The organism is Vallicoccus soli, assembly GCF_003594885.1.
In the GTDB taxonomy this organism is placed as follows: domain Bacteria; phylum Actinomycetota; class Actinomycetes; order Motilibacterales; family Motilibacteraceae; genus Vallicoccus; species Vallicoccus soli.
This window is the reverse complement of record NZ_QZEZ01000006.1, coordinates 207,114-223,365: the sequence shown is the minus strand read 5'-3', so window position 1 is coordinate 223,365 and position 16,252 is coordinate 207,114. Positions and strand designations below refer to the sequence as shown.

Genomic DNA, 16,252 nt, shown 5'->3' with positions numbered 1-16,252 from the left:
TCGGCAGCCCGGGCCCCGGCCTCAAGCCCCCGGACGGCCGCTCAAGGCGCGGGCCGGACGTGCCGAAGGGGTCGGCATGGCACCTCACGGGGACGATCGCCCGGACGGGGGACGGCGGCGGGTCGCCGCCCTCCTCACCCGGCCGGTGACCGACCGGGTCTTCACCGACCTGGCCATCTGGATGGTGGGGTTGGGGCTGGTGGTCGGCCTCGCCTTCCCGCCCTTCGTCGCCCTGCTGCGGGTGAGCGACGACGGGCCGTACGACCCCCTCTTCGTCGGGTCGTGCCTCGCCGCCGGGTTCATCGTGGGCGCCCTGAACCACGGCCTGTCCCGCCTCGTCGTCGGGCGCCGCCTCGCCGAGCTCAGCCGCCACCTGCGCCTCGCCGCGGACACCGTGCTGCGCGCCGGCGCCACCGGCGACTGGGGCGGCGTCGCGACCGGACCGGCGCACATCGCGGTGGACTCCGACGACGAGCTCGGGCGCACGGCGCGCGCCTTCAACGACCTGCTCGACGCGCTGGCCGCGGGCGCGCACTCGCGCTCCCTGGTCCACAACTCCTCCGACCTCATCACCGTCGTCGGCCGGGACGGCACGGTGCGCTGGACGAGCCCCTCCCTGCAGGGCCTGCTCGGCCTCGCGCCCGAGGACGTCGTGGGGCGCAGGGTCCACGACCTGCTGCACCCCGACGACACGGCCCGGCTGTGCGCCTACCTCGGCGAGGTGTCCGCGGGCGGCCCCACCCCGCCGCCGGTCGCGCTGCGGCTGCGCCACCGCGACGGCACGTGGCGCCACGTCGAGGCGGCGGGCAACGACCTGCAGTCCGACCCGGCGGTGGGCGGCATCGTCCTGGCCGCCCGGGACGTGACCGACCGCCGCGAGCTCGAGGACCGGCTGCGGCACCAGGCGTACCACGACTCGCTCACCGGGCTGCCCAACCGCGCGCTCTTCCTCGAGGAGGTGCAGCGCACGCGCGCGGAGGGACGGGTCTCGGCGGTGCTCTTCGTCGACCTCGACAACCTCAAGGTCGTCAACGACTCGGCGGGGCACGAGGGCGGCGACCTGCTGCTCACCACGGTCGCCGAGCGGCTGCGCGCCGTCGTGCGCCCCTCGGACGTCGTGGCCCGCCTCGGCGGCGACGAGTTCGCCGTGCTCCTCGCCGGGGCCGGGGCGGCCTGCGACGCGCCCGCGGTCGCCCAGCGGGTGCTCGCCGCGGTCGCCGCCCCGCTCGCGCTGGGCGGGCGCTCGATCGTGCCCAGCGCCTCCATCGGCATCGCCACGAGCGACGCCCTCGGCGGGGCCGACGACATCGTCCGCGCGGCCGACGCCGCCATGTACACCGCGAAGAAGGCCGGCAAGGGCCGCGCCGAGCTCTTCCAGCCGCGGCACCACGCCGCCGAGCTGGCGCGGCGCGCGCTGCGCGCGGACCTCGAGGAGGCGCTGGAGCACGAGGAGCTCGTGCTCCACCACCAGCCGATCGTCGACCTGGTGACGGGCAGCATCGTGTCGTTCGAGGCGCTGCTGCGCTGGCGCCACCCGCGCCGCGGGCTCCTCATGCCCGGGGAGTTCGTGCCGCTCGCCGAGGAGAGCGACCTCATCCTGTCCATCGGGCGCTGGGCCCTGCGCGAGGCGTGCCGGCACGCGGCCGCCTGGCAGCGCAGCGGCGCGCACGGCGCCGGGGTGACGGTCAGCGTGAACCTCAGCGCGCGGCAGTTCCAGCACCCGGGGCTCGTCGGCGAGGTCGAGGCGGCGCTCGGGGCGGCCGGGCTCGACCCGCACCACCTCACCCTCGAGCTCACCGAGAGCCTGCTCATGCAGGACGGTGAGGTCACCCGCAGCCGGCTCGCGGCGCTGCAGGCGCTCGGCGTGAGCCTCGCCCTCGACGACTTCGGCACCGGCTACTCGTCGCTGAGCTACCTGCGCCGGTTCGCCATCGACGTGCTGAAGATCGACCGGTCGTTCCTCGACGAGGTGCCGGGCAACCCGCAGGACGAGGCCGTCGTGCGCGCCATCGTCGACCTGGGGAGCACGCTCGACCTGCAGCTCGTCGCGGAGGGCGTCGAGACCGGGGAGCAGGCCGCGGCGCTCGCCGAGCTCGGCTGCCCCTTCGGGCAGGGCTACCACTTCGCCCGTCCGGTCCCCGTCGAGGACGCCATGGCGCTCGTCGCCCTGCCGCCGCTGCGCGGCACGGCGGTCGCCTCGCGGGCGCCGGTCGTCGACCTGCGCAGCGTCCGGCGGTACGGCACCTGACGCCGGGGGGCGGCGGCCGGCGCCGGGCGCGGCCGGGCGCCGGCCCGCGCGCGTACCCTCGCCCGACGTGCCCCCCACCCGCGCCGAGCTCGTCGCCGACTGCGGGAGCTGCCACGCGCTGTGCTGCGTCGGCCTGCCGTTCTCCCGGTCCGCCGACTTCGGGTACGACAAGCCCGCGGGGGAGCCGTGCCGGCACCTGCGGCGCGACGACCGGTGCGGCATCCACGACCGGCTGCCGCAGCGCGGGTTCCCCGGCTGCGTCGCGTACGACTGCTTCGGCGCGGGGCAGCGGGTGTCGCAGGTGACGTACGGCGGCCGGCACTGGCGGGACGGCCCGGCCGCCCGCGGCCAGCTCGCGGCGCTGCCGGTGGTGCACCAGCTGCACGAGGTGCTCTGGTACCTCGACGAGGTCCTCGCCTTCCCGGCCGCCGCGCCCCTGCACGCCGAGGCCCGCGCGCTGCTCGAGGAGACCGACCGGCTCGCCGGGCTCGGCCCCGAGGACCTGCCGCGCGTCGACGTGGCCGGGCACCGCACGCGCGTCGGGCCGCTGCTGCGCGCGGCCAGCCGGATGGTGCGGGCGGAGGGCCGCGGCCGGGCGGGACGTGACCTCGCCGGACGGGACCTCGCGGGGCGGGACCTGCGGCGGCAGGACCTGCGGCGGGCGGACCTGCGGGGGGCGCTGCTCCTGGGGGCCCGGCTCGAGGGCGTGGACCTCGGCCTCGCGGACCTGCTGGGCGCCGACCTGCGCGGCGCGGACCTGCGCGGCGCCGACCTCGCCGACGCGCTGTTCGTCACCCGGCCCCAGGTCGCCGCGGCGCGCACCGACGCGCGGACCCGGCTGCCCGCGGCGCTCGCGGCGCCGACGCGGTGACCGACGACCGGCCGCGCCCCCACCCGTGGGCGTGGGACCACAACGCCTGGTACCACCGGACCCTCCTGCACCGGGTCCCGCCCGGACCGCTGCGGGTCCTCGACGTCGGCTGCGGCGCGGGCGCGCTCGCCGTGCGGCTGGCCCGGCGCGGCGCCCGCGTCGACGCGCTCGACGTCGACCCGGGGATGGTGGCGGCCGCCCGCGCCCGGGTGCCGCCGTCGGTGCGCGTGGTGCGGGCGGACGTCCTGCGGGACCCGCTGCCCGGGACGGGGTACGACGCCGTGGTCTCGGTCAGCGCTCTGCACCACCTGCCGCTCGACCTGGCACTGCCGCGGCTCGCGCGGTCCCTGCGCCCGGGCGGGGTCCTCGTCGCGGTCGCCCTGCCCCGGACCGACCTGCCGCGGGACCTGCCCGTGGAGGCGGCCGCGTACGTCACCCAGCGCGTCCTCGCCGTCGGGCTGCGCGCCGTCCGCGTGCTGCGCCTCGGCCACGGGTACGCGCACGAGCCCACCCACGCCGCGATGCCGGTCGCGGCGCCGGCCCTCACGGTCCGCGAGGTGCGGGACGTCGCCGCTCGGCACCTCCCCGGCGCCCGGGTGCGGAGGCTGCTGCTCTGGCGCTACCTGCTGGTCTGGCGCGCCCCGCTCCAGGACGGTGGCTCGTCGTCGAGCCCCGGCCACGAGCGCTGAGTGCGGGTGGTGCGGGCGTCGGCGTGCTGGTCCTGGGCGCTGGTGGCGCGGCAGCGGTGTGCAGGGGCTGGGGGTGGGGCCGGTGGTGAGGGTGCGGCCGGTGCGGCTGGTCCAGGTGATGGTCGGCCCCGTGTCGGCGTCCTCGCTGGTGGTGCTGGTCCAGCGCTGCTTCGTCGTCAGCCCGTGGTGCCTCGTGCACAGGGGTCGGAGGTTGTCCGCGGACGTGACGCCGTCGTCGTGCCGTGCGTGGACGAGTCGGTCTGGCGGCGGGCGGCGGGGCGGGCGCAGCCGGGGAACACGCAGGTGTGGTCGCTGGCGAGGACGTGGTCGCGCAGCTGCTGGGCCGGTTGGTAGCGGGTGCGTCCGGCGTCGAGCAGGTGGGCAGGTCGACGTGCCCGTGCAGGGTGAGGTGCCGGCCGTGACGGTGGGCAGGGTGGGGTCGTCGAGGGCGTGCAGCGCCCGGGCGAGCAGGGTGTTCACGCGGTGCTGCCCGAGCAGCAGCTCCCGCTCACCCAGCTCATCCTGCTCGCCGTCAGTCCTGCCGTGATCATGCGCGGATGGCGCGGGGGTGCCGGTGTCGTCGTCGGTCTGCTGCCCGTCGGGGGTCAGGTGCGCGCCATCCGAGCATGATCGCGGCGGCTGGTTGGTGGTGCTGCGGGGCGTCTGACCAGCCAGGCGTCACCGCCGGCACGGCACGGGCGACACGTGAGGCGAAGCCGAGTGGGCGCGACGGCCCCTGGACCCGCGCCCACCACGAGTGCATGATCGCGGCCGGGGTCGGAGCACGGCACTGCACCGAGCCACGGGGGCGCCCTGAGCCCGCAGCCGCCACGAGCGCATGATCGCGGCCGGGGGGGTCCCCGGGGCCGACCGGCCCGGCCCGGCTCAGCCCCGCAGCGGGTCACCGGGGCGGCGATGAGCACCGGCGCGGCCGGCGGTCCCACCAGGGACGACGGCGACGGACGAGCGGCAGGAGCGAGCGATGGCAGGCAGCACCCGGGGACCGGCGTCCTACTTCCCGGCGATCGAGGCGAGGTACGGGCACCCGGTCGCGCACTGGCAGGACCTGCTGCGGGCGCACCGCGCGGAGCACCCCGACGCCCGGCACATGGAGCAGGTCGCGTGGCTCAAGGGCGAGCACGGCATGGGCCACGGCCACGCGAACGCGCTCGTGGCCGCGACCCGGGCCGAGGACGACGGCGCCTGAGCCCCTACCCGCCGACGCGCTCGACGCGGAACGACTCGGTGCGGTCGTTCCAGCCGTCGTCGACCAGGCAGCCGTCGCTCGCGGTCTTGGTGAGCGAGGCGCCGGTCTGGCCGGGGCCGTCGAAGAGGGTGACGGCCCAGCCCGGCGGCACGCGCAGCGAGGACACCGCGTCGGGGGCCGGCGGGAGGTGGTCGCCCTCGGCGTACGTGCCGAGCAGCGCGCCGTGGTCGCAGTCGCCGTACATGGCGACGGCGTCGTCCGGCGCCGGCGCCACCACGACGTCGTCGAAGGCGGCCGTGGCGCGGGCGGCGCGCAGGCCGTTCATCCCGCGGCCGTGCCGGCCGTCGGTGACCGCGAGGCGCCGCGTCCCGTCGACGTGCACCTCGATGCGGTCGCCGACCGCCTCGACCCGCAGGACGTGCGCGCGCCCGACGGCGCGGGGCAGGGGCGCGGAGGCGAGCCGGGACCACGTACCGCCCTGGGAGGAGCGCAGGAACACGCTGCCCGCGGCGCTGATCCCGGCGTAGTACCCGTCGAGCACGTCGGCGCCGGGCCGGCTGACGCGGAAGAGCAGCCCGGCGTCGCCGCGGCCTCCCCGCAGCGTCACCCTGGCCTCCTGGGCGACCTCGGAGAAGCGGGTGTCCAGCAGGGAACGCGCTTGCCCGCTGGCCTCGACGGTGTACGCCCCCCGCCGGGCGCGCCAGTCGCCCCCGGACGTGCTCCACCCCAGGCTGTTGCCGTCGGCGAAGTCGTCCTGCACGTGCATCGTCACCGGCTGCATCACGCCGTCGGCGTCGAACCGCACGCGGTCGTACGCGAGCACGCGCGCGTTCGGGTCGGTCTGGCTGAGGGGGCGGCGGTGGTAGAAGAGGTACCAGTCGTCGGTGCCCGGCACGTTGACGATGCCGTTGTGCCCGGAGCCGCGCGCCACGGACGGGTCCTGCGACAGCACGCGCCGCGCCGGCCCGAACGGCCCGACGGGAGAGTCGGCGGTGGCGTACGAGACCGCGTAGTCCGGTCCGGTCCAGCCGCCCTCGGACCACATGTAGTAGTAGGTGTCGCCGCGCTTGACCATCTGCGAGCCCTCGACGTAGTCCTCGGAGGGCGTGATCTCGCGGAACGTCGTGCCGTCCTCGAAGCGCCCGAGGCTGGTCATGCCGTCCTCGAGCAGCGCGACGTTCGCGTGGCCGTGCCCGCCGTAGTAGAGGTACGCCTGGCCGTCGTCGTCGACGAACACGTCCTGGTCGATGGGCTGGGCGCCGTTGACGAACGCGCCGACGAGCGGCTCGCCGATCGCGTCGACGTACGGCCCCTCGGGCCGGTCGGCCACGGCGACCCCGATCCCGCCGAGCTCGTCGTCCCCCTGGATGTCGTTGGCGCCGAAGTAGAGGTAGTACTTGCCGTCGCGCTCCACCGGCGCGGGCGCCCACAGCGCGCGCCGGGCCCACGACACGTCGGCGACGTCGAGGACCCGCTCGTGCTTGGTCCAGTGGACGAGGTCCGTGGAGGAGAAGGCGTCGAGGTACGTCTGGTCGTCGTACGGGGCCGAGGTCGTCGGGAAGACCCAGTACGTGCCGTCGTAGACGGTGACGTCGGGGTCGGCGTACCAGCCGTCGACGAAGGGGTTGCCCGCCGTGGCGGTCACCAGGTCCGCGGGCGCCCCGGCCGGCGCGGCCGCGGCGGGGAGCCCCGCCAGCGCCACCGCCGCCGCGGCGGCCACCCCCAGGGCGGCGACCCCGCCGCGCCCCGCCGACCCCGTCCTCGCACGACCTCGCAGCACAGCGCTCCCCGATCCCCGTCGACCCGGATGACAACGATGGACCGGGACGCTAGCACCGGCGCGTCACCGTGCCTAGACCCTGCGTGAGCAGCGTCAGGCCCGGACCCCGTGCCGCCGGTCCCCCAGCACCCGCTCGGCCAGCTCCCGCTCGGCCGCCGCCCCGAAGGGGCGCGGCGTGCCGCCGGCGAGCGCCGCCCGGCGCGCCTCGACCGCCCGGCGGGTGTCCTCGCCGACGAGGTCGGCGTTGACCAGCGCGCCCACGGTCAGGCCCGCGGCCGCGGCCACCACGACCTGCGCGCGGAGGTCGGTCACGTTCCCGGCCACGTACACGCCCGGCACGGCGGTCTCGCCGCCGGCACCCGCGGGCACCGCGGCACCGACGCGGGCGCCGCCGACCACGAGGTCCTCCGCCTCGAGCCCCAGCCCGGCGAGGACCCCGGCGCGCGACTCCATGCGCGTCGCCACGGCGAGCGCGTCGAGGGGCACCGTGACGCCCGACGCGAGCCGTGCGCCGCGGACCCGCCCGTCCTCGCTCTCCAGGGCGGCCACCTCGCCGTCGACGACCTCGACGCCCCGCGCCGCCAGCTGCTCCCACTCCTCGTCCGACGGCTCGACGCCACCGGCGTGCAGCAGCAGCACCACGTCGTCGGTCCACTGGCGGAACAGCAGCGCCTGGTGCACCGACAGCGGCCCCGTCGCGAGGACGCCCACCCGCCGGTCGCGCACCTCCCACCCGTGGCAGTAGGGGCAGTGCACGACCCCTCGGCCCCACTGCTCGGCCACGCCGGGGACGTCGGGCAGGCCGTCCCTCAGGCCGGTCGCGACGACGACCCGCCGGCACCGCACGGACGACCCCTCCAGCACCACGAGGAAGCCCTCCTCCTGCTGCTGCACAGCAAGCGCTCTCCCGTCGACGACCTCGCCGCCGTAGGAGCGCACCTCCGCCCTCCCGCGCGCCAGCAGCTCCGCCGGGCCCACGCCCTCCTGCCCCAGCAGCCCGTGCACGCCCTCGGCGGGGGCGTTGCGCGGCTCCCCCGCGTCGACCACGAGCACCGAGCGGCGCGCCCGCGCGAGCACCACCCCCGCGCTGAGGCCCGCCGCACCGCCACCGACCACCACCACGTCGTACGCCTCGCGCACCACGACCGCCTCCTCGTCACCCCTGTCGTCCCTGGTGCGAGCACGGTGCGCCCCGACCGCCGCCTTGACAAACATCGTTGCCGAGCCGGCAAACTGGTCGGCATGGACGACGACCCCGACCTCGGCGGCGTGCTGCAGGCGGTGGGCCCGCGCCTGCGCGCGCTGCGCCAGCAGCGCGGCGCGACCCTGGCCCAGCTCTCGAGCGCGACGGGCATCTCGGTGAGCACGCTGTCCCGCCTCGAGTCCGGCGGGCGCCGGCCGACGCTGGAGCTGCTGCTCCCGCTCGCCCGGGCGCACGAGGTGCCGCTCGACGAGCTCGTCGGCGCCCCGCCGACGGGCGACCCGCGGGTGCAGCTGCGGCCGCTGCAGCGCGGCGGGCGGACGTACATCCCGCTGACGCGGCGCCCCGGCGGGCTGCAGGCCTTCAAGCTGATCATCCCGCCGCAGCCGCGGGCCGGGGAGCCGGACCCCCAGGTGCACGAGGGCTACGAGTGGCTCTACGTCCTGCAGGGCCGGCTGCGGCTCGTGCTCGGCGAGCACGACATGGTGCTGCGCGACGGCGAGGTCGTCGAGTTCGACACCCGCACGCCGCACTGGTTCGCCAACCCCACGGAGCGGCCGGCCGAGGTGCTGTGCCTCTTCGGCCCGCAGGGCGAGCGGATGCACGTGCGCGCCCGGCCCCGGGGCGCCGCCTGACGGCGGGGCCTCAGGCGGCCCCGAGCCCCTCCAGCAGCGCCTGCCCCTGACGGTCCACCCCGCGCCCGTCCGCCGCGACGACCGCGGCGCCGCACCCCGCGTCGCGGTCGAGCCCGACCCAGCTGCGGAAGCCGCCCGTGCCGCCGTTGTGCCAGGTCAGCACCCGTCCGGGGAGCCGCACCACGACCCAGGCCGCGCCGATGCGCGCGCCCGGGCCCAGCCGCTCGACCGGGTCGAGCGCCCGCAGCCCCGGCGCGCCGCCGTCGAGGAGCGCCGCGAGGAGGCGCCCGAGGTCCGCGGCCGTCGACCGCACGCCGCCGGCGGGCCCGAGGCCCTCGCCGGTCCAGGGCGCGCGGGGCCGCCCGCGCCGGTCCGCGCCGGTGGCCGCACCGGGCCGCAGCTGCGCGGGCGAGGCGGGGACGTACGTCCCGCCCATGCCGAGCGGGCCGGTGAGCCGGTCGTGCAGCAGGTCGGCGTACGTCGTCCCGGCCGCGGCGGCCAGCGCGTGGCCGAGCAGCTCGTACCCGAGGTTCGAGTAGCGCGGCCGGGGCCGGCCCACCCGGGTGCGCCGCGCCTGGGCGAGCAGCGCGGGGAGGTCCTCGCCGTACGGGTTCGCACCGGTGCGCCACAGCGCCACCGTGCGGCGCAGCGCCCGGGAGCCCGCGGGCAGCCGGGGCAGCCCGGAGCGGTGCGTCGCGAGCGCCGCCAGCACGGCGTCCCCCGCCGGGGACCCGTCCAGGTCGGTGAGCAGGTCGCCCAGCCGCGTGCCCGGCGCGACCTCGCCCCGGTCCACCGCGTCGGCGTAGAGCAGGCCGGTGAGGCCCTTGGACACCGACCCGAGCTCCACGTCGGCCTCGAGCGGCACTCCCCGGGACGCCGTGGCCGTGCGCCCCGCCGCGACCGTCGCGGCGACCGCCGGACGGCCCGCGACGAGCTCGTCCAGCCGCGCCGCCAGCGCGGCGTCCCCGGGCACCGCCGTCAGCCCAGCAGGTGGGCGCGGGCGACGACCCCGCGACCCGACGGGCCGCCCTCGACGCGCCAGCCCGCGCTCGCGCGCCCGAGCGGCGCCGCTCCCGTGACCGTCCCCGGGTCGTCGCCCGGCACCCGCAGCAGGTCGACCACGACCCGGCCGGCACCCCCGGCGGCGTCCCCGAGGTCCACGGAGGTGACGAGGTCGCCGTCGGCCGGCACCGGGGCGGCCGACGGCACCTCGACGGGCCCCGCCGGGCCGGGCTCCACCCCCACGCCGGGGTCGGCCCGGTGCGACTCGTCCTGGTGCTGGGCCTGCGCCCGGCCCTGCAGCAGCGCGAGCAGCTGCGCCATGACGACCGGGTCGTGCGCGGCGTCGTACACCCACCGCGTCCCGAGCACCCCGTGCTCGGACGTGCCGACGAGACCCTCCTCGGCGCCCGCGAGCGGCGCGCCGCGGTAGGCCAGCGGCACGAAGTGCACGGTGCCGCCCGCCGCGACGAGCATGAGCTCGGCGCCGACCTCGCCGGCCGGGTCGTCGAGCCGGAAGCCTCCGGCCCGCTCCGGCGGGGCGCCGCCCCCGCGGTACCAGGGCCGTCCCGGGAGCCAGCCGGCCAGCAGCTGCAGCTTCGTCGGGTCCATCGTCGTGCGGTGGATGACGGCCAACGCGCCCCTCCTCGTCGTCGCGCCCCGCGCGGTCGCGCGGTCCGCGCGGTCCGACCCTGCCACACCGCCGGCGATGTGGACGAGCGTCCGCAGCATGCGTACGCTCGTCCACATGCCTCAGGACGACCGCCGCTCGATGCGCGACCGGATGCTCGCCGGCGAGCCGTACGTCGCCGACGACCCCCTGCTGGCCGAGGAGACGGCCGCGGCGCAGGACCTGGCGGCGGCGTACAACGCGACGACCGCGCGCCAGGGGCCGCTGCGCCGCGCCCTGCTCGAGCAGCTCCTCGGCGGCGTCGGCGAGGGGACCGAGCTGCGCCCGCCGCTGCACGTCGACTACGGCCGGCACCTGCGCGTGGGCGCCCGCTGCTTCGCGAACTACGGGCTCGTCGCGCTCGACGTCGCCCCGATCACCATCGGCGACGACGTGCAGATCGGGCCCGGGGTGCAGCTCCTCACCCCCACCCACCCGCTCGACCCCGAGCTGCGCCGGCAGAAGTGGGAGGGGGCCGAGCCCATCACCATCGGGGACAACGCCTGGCTCGGCGGCGGGGTGGTGGTGTGCCCCGGCGTCACCATCGGCGAGGGGACGGTGGTCGGCGCCGGCGCCGTCGTCACGCGGGACCTGCCGCCGTACGTCCTCGCGGTCGGGAACCCGGCCCGCGTCGTCCGCTCCCTGCGGCCCGCGTGAGCACCGCACCGGTCCGCCGGGCCCGCCGGCACGACCCGCAGCGGCGCGAGCGCATCGTCGCCGCCGCGCTCGACGTCATCGCCGAGCACGGGGTCGAGGGGGCGTCGCACCGCGCGATCGCCCGCGCGGCCGACGTGCCGCTGGGCTCGACGACGTACCACTTCTCCACGAGCGAGGAGCTGCTCGTCGCCGCCTTCACCGCGCTCGCCGACCGCGTCGCCTCGCAGTACGAGGCCCGGCTCGCCGGCGCCCGCGACACGGAGGAGGCCCTCGAGGGCCTCGCCCAGCACCTGTGCGCCGACCTGCTCGGCTCCGAGCGCGACCTCGTCCTCAGCCTCGAGCTCTACGCCGCCGCGGCCCGGCGCCCGGAGATGCGCAGCATCACCGAGGCGTGGATGCGCCGCAGCCGGGCGGCGCTCGAGCGCTTCCTCGACCCCGTCACCGCGCGCGAGCTGGACGCCCTCGTCGAGGGGCTCGTCCTGCACAGCGCGCTCTCCACCGACCCCATGACGCCGGACCAGGTCCGGCACGCCCTGCGCCGCCTAGCCCGCTGAGCGCCCGACCGCCGAGGACAGCCCGTGCCCGCCACCCCCGCCCCGCCGCGCCCCGCCGCGCCCGCCCCCGCCCTGCGCCGCGCCCGCGCCGCCGTCTCGGCGGTGTTCCTCGTCAACGCCGTGCTCTACGCGAACCTCGTGCCGCGCCTGCCGGACGTCAAGGAGCGCCTCGACCTCAGCAACGCCGGCCTCGGCACCGCGATCGCCGCGATGCCCGTCGGCGCGCTGCTCGCCGGCCTGCTCGCCCCGGTGCTCATCGGCCGGCTCGGGTCGGCCCGGGTCGCCGCCTACGGCCTCGTGCTGCTCGCCGCCGCGGTGCTCGGCGTGCCGCTCGCCGGCTCCTGGGTGCTGCTGGCCGCGGCCATGCTGCTCGTCGGCGCCCTCGACGCCGTGGTGGACGTCGCGCAGAACGCGCACGGCTTCCGGGTGCAGCGGGGCTACGGCCGCAGCATCGTCAACGCCTTCCACGGGCTCTGGAGCGTGGGGGCGGTGCTCGGCGGGCTCATGGGCTCGGCCGCCGCCGGCCTGGGGGTGCCCCTCACGGCGCACCTCGCCGTGGTCGCCGTCGTCTTCTCCGGCGTCGCGGTCCTCGCCCGGCGGGGCCTGCTCCCGGGGCCGGAGGACGCCGAGCGCGACGAGCCGCCGGCCGGCGCCCCGACGGTCCGCCTCGGGGGCCGTACGGCGCTCGCCCTCGCCGGCCTCGGCGTGCTCGCGGCGTGCGCCGCCTTCGTCGAGGACGCGGGCGCGTCGTGGGGCGCGGTCTACCTGCGCGACGGGCTCGGCGCGAGCGCCGCGGCGGGCGGGCTCGCCTTCGTCGCGCTCCAGGTCGCCATGACCGTCGGGCGGCTCACCGGCGACCGGGTCGTGGACCGCGTCGGGCAGCGGTCGGTCGCCCTGGCCGGCGGGGTGCTCATCGCCGGCGGCATGGGCGGCGCCCTCGCGCTCGCCACCGTCCCCGCCACGCTCGCGGGCTTCGCGCTGGCCGGGCTCGGCGTCGCCACCCTCGTCCCCGCGGTGATGCACGCCGCGGACGAGCTCCCCGGCCTGCCGCACGGCGTCGGCCTCACGGTCGTCAGCTGGCTGCTGCGCGTCGGCTTCCTGCTCTCCCCGCCGCTCGTCGGCCTCGTCGCGGACGCGACCAGCCTGCGGGTCGCGCTGCTCGGCGTCGTGCTCGCCGGCGCGGGGGTCCTGCTGCTGCACCGGCTGCTCGTCGGCAAGCGCGTGCGCGCGACGGCCGCCACGGCCTAGCGTGCGGCGCGTGGAGCGCAGACGTCCCCCGGCCGTGGCCGACGAGCGGACCCAGCTGACGGGCTGGCTCGACCTGCAGCGCGGCATCGCCGCTCTGAAGTGCGAGGGCCTCTCCGACGAGGACGCGCACCGCAGCCTCGTCCCGACGTCGCCGCTCATGACGGTCGCCGGCGTCGTCGCGCACCTGCGCTGGACCGAGCACTGCTGGTTCCAGGTCGTCCACTCCCACCGCGAGGAGGACCTCAACCCGCAGTTCGGCGACGGCGGCGAGGGGGCCGACTTCCGCACGGCGCACGGGGTCCCGCTGCTTCGCCTGCTCGAGGAGTACGAGCGCGAGTGCGCCGCCTCCCGGGCGGTCGTCGCCGCGGCGTCCCTCGACGACCTGGGCCGCCACCCGCGCTGGGGCGGCGCCAGCCTGCGCTGGGTCCTGCAGCACATGCTCGAGGAGACCGCCCGGCACGTCGGGCACCTCGACCTGCTCCGCGAGCAGCTCGACGGCAGGACCGGCTACATGTGACGCCTACGCGTGGGGCAGCGCCGCCGCGCACCACGCGCCGAGCGCCCGGGAGCAGGCCTCGACCGTCTCGGGCCAGGTGCGCGGGGCGCGCTCGTCGGCCGCGTCGCTGACGTGCTTCACCAGGCGCACCGGCACGCCGAGCGCGGCGGCCGCGCGGGCGACGGCGTACCCCTCCATGTCGACGAGCTGGGCGCCGGAGGCGGCGAGGCGCTCGCGCAGCGGCCCGCCGGCGACGAAGGCGCCCCCCGTCGTGAGCACCGGCCCGTCGCCGAGGTGCAGCGCCGGGGCGGAGGACCTGCCGGTGAGGGCGAGCAGCGCCGCGTCGTCGAGGTCGTGCTGGCGGACCTCGCCGACCTCGTACGTCCCCGCCAGCCCCTCGACGAGCGCTCCCGCGGTGCCGAGGCCGACGACCTCGCCGGGGTGCAGCGCCAGCACCGCCGCGGTCGTGGCGATCGCGGCGTTCACCGGGCCGGCGCCGGTGACCACGACGCTCAGCCAGGGCGGGAGGTGCACGGCCTCCTCGTCGACGGCCACGACGGCGAGCACGCCCCCGGGGGCGGGGTCGGCGCCGCGCAGGTCGAGGGCCGGCTCGGGGACGCGCACCCGGGCAGCGTACGGCCGGCGCCGCGCCCGGCGGGACCCCCGGACGCGCGAGGGCCCCGCACCCCCGGGGGTGCGGGGCCCTGCCGTGCGGGCCGGGACCTCAGGCGCCGCAGGCGACCGGCGTGCCGGCCGCGACCTCGTACTCGGCGCGCTCGTCGAGCAGCAGCGGGATGACCGGCTGCGCCTCCTGCGCCATGCTCACCGTGACCGTGCCGCCGGAGCGGGTGGTCTCGATGCCGTGCAGGGTCAGGGTCCGGCGGACCGACGAGAACTGCTCGGCGGTCAGCTCGTACGCGCACGGCGGCTCGAAGAGCACCTCCGAGCGCTCGGGGAGGCGGTTGTCCGCACCGCCCAGGTAGTACGGGGAGTCCCCGCTCGCGCCCTCCTGCGCCGCCCGCTCGCGCGCGGCCGCGGTCTGGCGGGCCAGCTGGGTGCGCTTCTCGAGCACCATGCTCAGCGTGCCGCGCACCGCGGCCAGCTGGCTGTTCACCCGGCGGACGTTGCCCTCCGGGTCGTCCTCGAGGCCGTCGTCGATGCGGGTCTCGACGAGCAGCCCGGCGACGTGCCGCAGGCCGGCCAGGTTGCGCAGGATGCGCTCGTCCTCGTCACCGGCGACCTGGGCGACGGGCTCGCCGTCGGGGCCGTTGTAGATGCCGTAGATGCCGGTGGAGAAGCCGGCGTCCTCGACCGTGCCGTTGACGTACGTCAGGCTCAGCTGGCGGGCCAGCGCGTGGACCCGGTCGTCGACGTTGCGGTTGCGCGGCCACAGGCTGATGAGGTCGCGGTCGTAGAGCTCGGGCGTCCCGCCGTACTCGTGGGCGTCGTGCAGGACGTCCGGGCGCAGGTCCCGCAGGACCCGCGCGAGCCCCTGCGTCTCCGGCTGGGTCAGCACGAGGTGGTCGCGGTTGAGGTCCACGCCCGCGGAGTTCTGCCGGGTGTCCGCCGCGCGGCCGTCGGGGTTGAACGTCGGCACCACGAGGACCGTGGTGCGGTCGAGCAGCCGCTGCGTGCGGGCGTCCGTCGCGTACGCGAGGTCGCGCACGGTCGACAGGCACGCCTCGCGGCCGGCCGGCTCGTTGCCGTGCTGCAGGCAGAGCAGGAGCAGCGTGCTGCCCTCGGCGACCTCCTGCTGCGAGCGCGGACCGGACCCGATCTGCACCATCCGCACCGGGCGGTCCTGGGCGGTGCGGGCGATCGTCCGGATGCTCACCCGGTCGCTGTCGCGGTCGACCTGGCGCAGGAAGCGCGCCTCGTCCTCGAGGGAGGTCCACTCGGTGCCGTCGGACCGCTCGAAGCCGGTCCGCGGCGGCTCCGCGCCGGCGGCGGGGGCGGCCGCGGCGAGCGGCGCCGCGACGAGGGAGGCGCCGGCGGCGAGCGCGGCGAGGCTGGCGAGGAGGGGGCGTCTCATGCGGTCTCCGGGCGGTTCGCAGTGGATCGGCACGTGCAGTGAGCACACGACCACCTACGCTCCGGTGCGTCAAGGTACGTCCCGTCGCGCCCGACCCTTCCCGCTCCGCCCGGTCCGCCCCGTGCCGGGCGGCGCCGGGGCCCGCTCAGGCCCCCTGCGCGACCACGTCCCGGTCCATCGCCGCGAGGAAGTCGGCCTTGACCCGCCGCCACGCCTCGTCCGTCATCGTGCGGCGCCAGTACGGCGAGCACGACATCCCCGCCCTCGGCAGCCCGCGGTCGACCAGCAGGTGGCGCCGCACGCCCCGGACCTCCTCCGCCTCGCCGTGCACGAAGGCGTGCACCGGCCCGGGCGGCAGCACGAGGTCCCGCGTCGCGCGCAGCAGCAGGTCGACGTCCTCGGGCGACCCGGTGCGGTGCAGCCACGCGAGGTCGAGGTCGGCGCGCGTGCCCAGCGCGAGCTCGTGCCCGGGGCCGTCGACGACCAGCCGGACGACCGCGCGCGCCCCGGCGGGGAGCACCTCGAGGGCCGCGGCGACGCCCGGGAGCGCCGACTCGTCGCCGAGCATCAGGTGCACGGCGGCACCCGGGTCGGGCCGGTAGCCGCCTGCGGGGCCCTCGAGCACCAGGACGTCGCCCGGGACGGCGCGCGCCGCCCACCGCCCGGCGACGCCGACGTCGCCGTGCACCACGAAGTCGACGGTCAGCTCGCCGGCGCCCGCGTCCCAGCGCCGCACCGTGAAGCGCCGCCGCGCCGGCTGCTCGTGCCGGGGCCGGGTGGCCGCCACGACCGCCGGGTCGAACGCCCCGCCGTAGTCGGCGCCCTCGGGCGCGAACGCCAGGTTCACGTAGGCGTCGGTGGCCTCGACCGGCGCGAACCGGTGCAGGTCACCCCCGCCGAGGACGACCCGGACCATCGTCGGGGTCAGCCACCGCGTGCTCTGGACGTAGCCGTGCATCGAGCTC

The 16,252-nt window shown here is 77.7% G+C and carries 16 protein-coding genes; 9 read left to right on the top strand and 7 right to left on the bottom strand.

Annotated elements, in window-relative coordinates; translation table 11 throughout:
- Positions 1-76 precede the first annotated feature (76 nt).
- The 4 genes from D5H78_RS13850 to D5H78_RS13830 all read left to right on the top strand — a co-directional run bounded on the left by D5H78_RS13850 (position 77) and on the right by D5H78_RS13830 (position 5,015).
- Complete coding sequence (locus D5H78_RS13850) at positions 77-2,248, top strand: putative bifunctional diguanylate cyclase/phosphodiesterase (RefSeq protein WP_133412065.1); 2,172 nt, start codon at positions 77-79, stop codon at positions 2,246-2,248.
- Positions 2,249-2,315: 67 nt separating this feature from the next.
- A complete protein-coding gene (locus tag D5H78_RS13845; protein ID WP_119951058.1) occupies positions 2,316-3,119 on the top strand; it encodes a pentapeptide repeat-containing protein in 804 nt (267 codons plus the stop codon).
- Positions 3,116-3,808 (top strand): class I SAM-dependent methyltransferase, encoded by a 693-nt coding sequence (locus D5H78_RS13840; RefSeq protein WP_119951057.1) that lies wholly within the window; start codon positions 3,116-3,118, stop codon positions 3,806-3,808. The genes D5H78_RS13845 and D5H78_RS13840 overlap by 4 nt, the downstream gene beginning before the upstream one ends.
- A 982-nt stretch (positions 3,809-4,790) precedes the next feature.
- On the top strand, positions 4,791-5,015 hold the full coding sequence (locus tag D5H78_RS13830; RefSeq protein ID WP_119951055.1) for a DUF4287 domain-containing protein: 225 nt from the start codon (positions 4,791-4,793) through the stop codon (positions 5,013-5,015).
- Between the two features lie 4 nt (positions 5,016-5,019).
- Here the strand turns inward: D5H78_RS13830 and D5H78_RS13825 are convergent, their stop codons facing one another.
- Both D5H78_RS13825 and D5H78_RS13820 read right to left on the bottom strand, forming a co-directional pair.
- Positions 5,020-6,795, bottom strand: a complete 1,776-nt coding sequence (locus D5H78_RS13825) for a family 43 glycosylhydrolase (RefSeq protein WP_218566610.1) — start codon at positions 6,793-6,795, stop codon at positions 5,020-5,022.
- A gap of 93 nt (positions 6,796-6,888) precedes the next feature.
- On the bottom strand, positions 6,889-7,935 hold the full coding sequence (locus D5H78_RS13820) for an NAD(P)/FAD-dependent oxidoreductase (RefSeq protein ID WP_342782471.1): 1,047 nt from the start codon (positions 7,933-7,935) through the stop codon (positions 6,889-6,891).
- A gap of 102 nt (positions 7,936-8,037) precedes the next feature.
- Here D5H78_RS13820 and D5H78_RS13815 point away from each other — a divergent pair, with 102 nt between their 5' ends.
- On the top strand, positions 8,038-8,631 hold the full coding sequence (locus D5H78_RS13815) for a helix-turn-helix domain-containing protein (RefSeq protein ID WP_119951053.1): 594 nt from the start codon (positions 8,038-8,040) through the stop codon (positions 8,629-8,631).
- A 10-nt stretch (positions 8,632-8,641) separates the two neighbouring features.
- Here D5H78_RS13815 and D5H78_RS13810 read toward each other — a convergent pair whose 3' ends face one another.
- Both D5H78_RS13810 and D5H78_RS13805 read right to left on the bottom strand, forming a co-directional pair.
- Positions 8,642-9,613, bottom strand: a complete 972-nt coding sequence (locus D5H78_RS13810) for a serine hydrolase domain-containing protein (RefSeq protein ID WP_119951152.1) — start codon at positions 9,611-9,613, stop codon at positions 8,642-8,644.
- Positions 9,610-10,266 (bottom strand): maltokinase N-terminal cap-like domain-containing protein, encoded by a 657-nt coding sequence (locus D5H78_RS13805; RefSeq protein ID WP_119951052.1) that lies wholly within the window; start codon positions 10,264-10,266, stop codon positions 9,610-9,612. Before D5H78_RS13805 ends, D5H78_RS13810 begins: the two co-directional genes overlap by 4 nt.
- A 112-nt stretch (positions 10,267-10,378) precedes the next feature.
- Between D5H78_RS13805 and D5H78_RS13800 the strand changes: the two genes are divergently transcribed.
- Genes D5H78_RS13800 through D5H78_RS13785 form a run of 4 tightly spaced genes read left to right on the top strand, consistent with a single transcriptional unit; the run spans position 10,379 to position 13,276 of the window.
- Positions 10,379-10,957, top strand: coding sequence for a sugar O-acetyltransferase (locus D5H78_RS13800; RefSeq protein ID WP_119951151.1), 579 nt, complete (start codon positions 10,379-10,381; stop codon positions 10,955-10,957).
- Positions 10,954-11,511 carry a TetR/AcrR family transcriptional regulator gene (locus D5H78_RS13795; protein WP_119951051.1) on the top strand — a complete coding sequence of 186 codons (558 nt, stop codon included), beginning with the start codon at positions 10,954-10,956 and terminating at the stop codon, positions 11,509-11,511. Before D5H78_RS13800 ends, D5H78_RS13795 begins: the two co-directional genes overlap by 4 nt.
- 24 nt (positions 11,512-11,535) lie before the next feature.
- Positions 11,536-12,759, top strand: coding sequence for an MFS transporter (locus D5H78_RS13790; protein WP_165865737.1), 1,224 nt, complete (start codon positions 11,536-11,538; stop codon positions 12,757-12,759).
- A gap of 10 nt (positions 12,760-12,769) precedes the next feature.
- Positions 12,770-13,276 (top strand): DinB family protein, encoded by a 507-nt coding sequence (locus D5H78_RS13785; RefSeq protein ID WP_119951149.1) that lies wholly within the window; start codon positions 12,770-12,772, stop codon positions 13,274-13,276.
- A gap of 3 nt (positions 13,277-13,279) precedes the next feature.
- On the opposite strand, the gene D5H78_RS13780 is transcribed toward D5H78_RS13785, so the two are convergent.
- The 3 genes from D5H78_RS13780 to D5H78_RS13770 all read right to left on the bottom strand — a co-directional run bounded on the left by D5H78_RS13780 (position 13,280) and on the right by D5H78_RS13770 (position 16,245).
- Positions 13,280-13,879, bottom strand: coding sequence for a nucleosidase (locus D5H78_RS13780; protein WP_218566607.1), 600 nt, complete (start codon positions 13,877-13,879; stop codon positions 13,280-13,282).
- Between the two features lie 100 nt (positions 13,880-13,979).
- Positions 13,980-15,287 carry a M14 family metallopeptidase gene (locus D5H78_RS13775; protein ID WP_119951050.1) on the bottom strand — a complete coding sequence of 436 codons (1,308 nt, stop codon included), beginning with the start codon at positions 15,285-15,287 and terminating at the stop codon, positions 13,980-13,982.
- A 145-nt stretch (positions 15,288-15,432) separates the two neighbouring features.
- Positions 15,433-16,245: a siderophore-interacting protein gene (locus tag D5H78_RS13770; protein WP_119951049.1), complete on the bottom strand. Its 813-nt coding sequence runs from the start codon at positions 16,243-16,245 to the stop codon at positions 15,433-15,435.
- Positions 16,246-16,252: the final 7 nt, after the last annotated feature.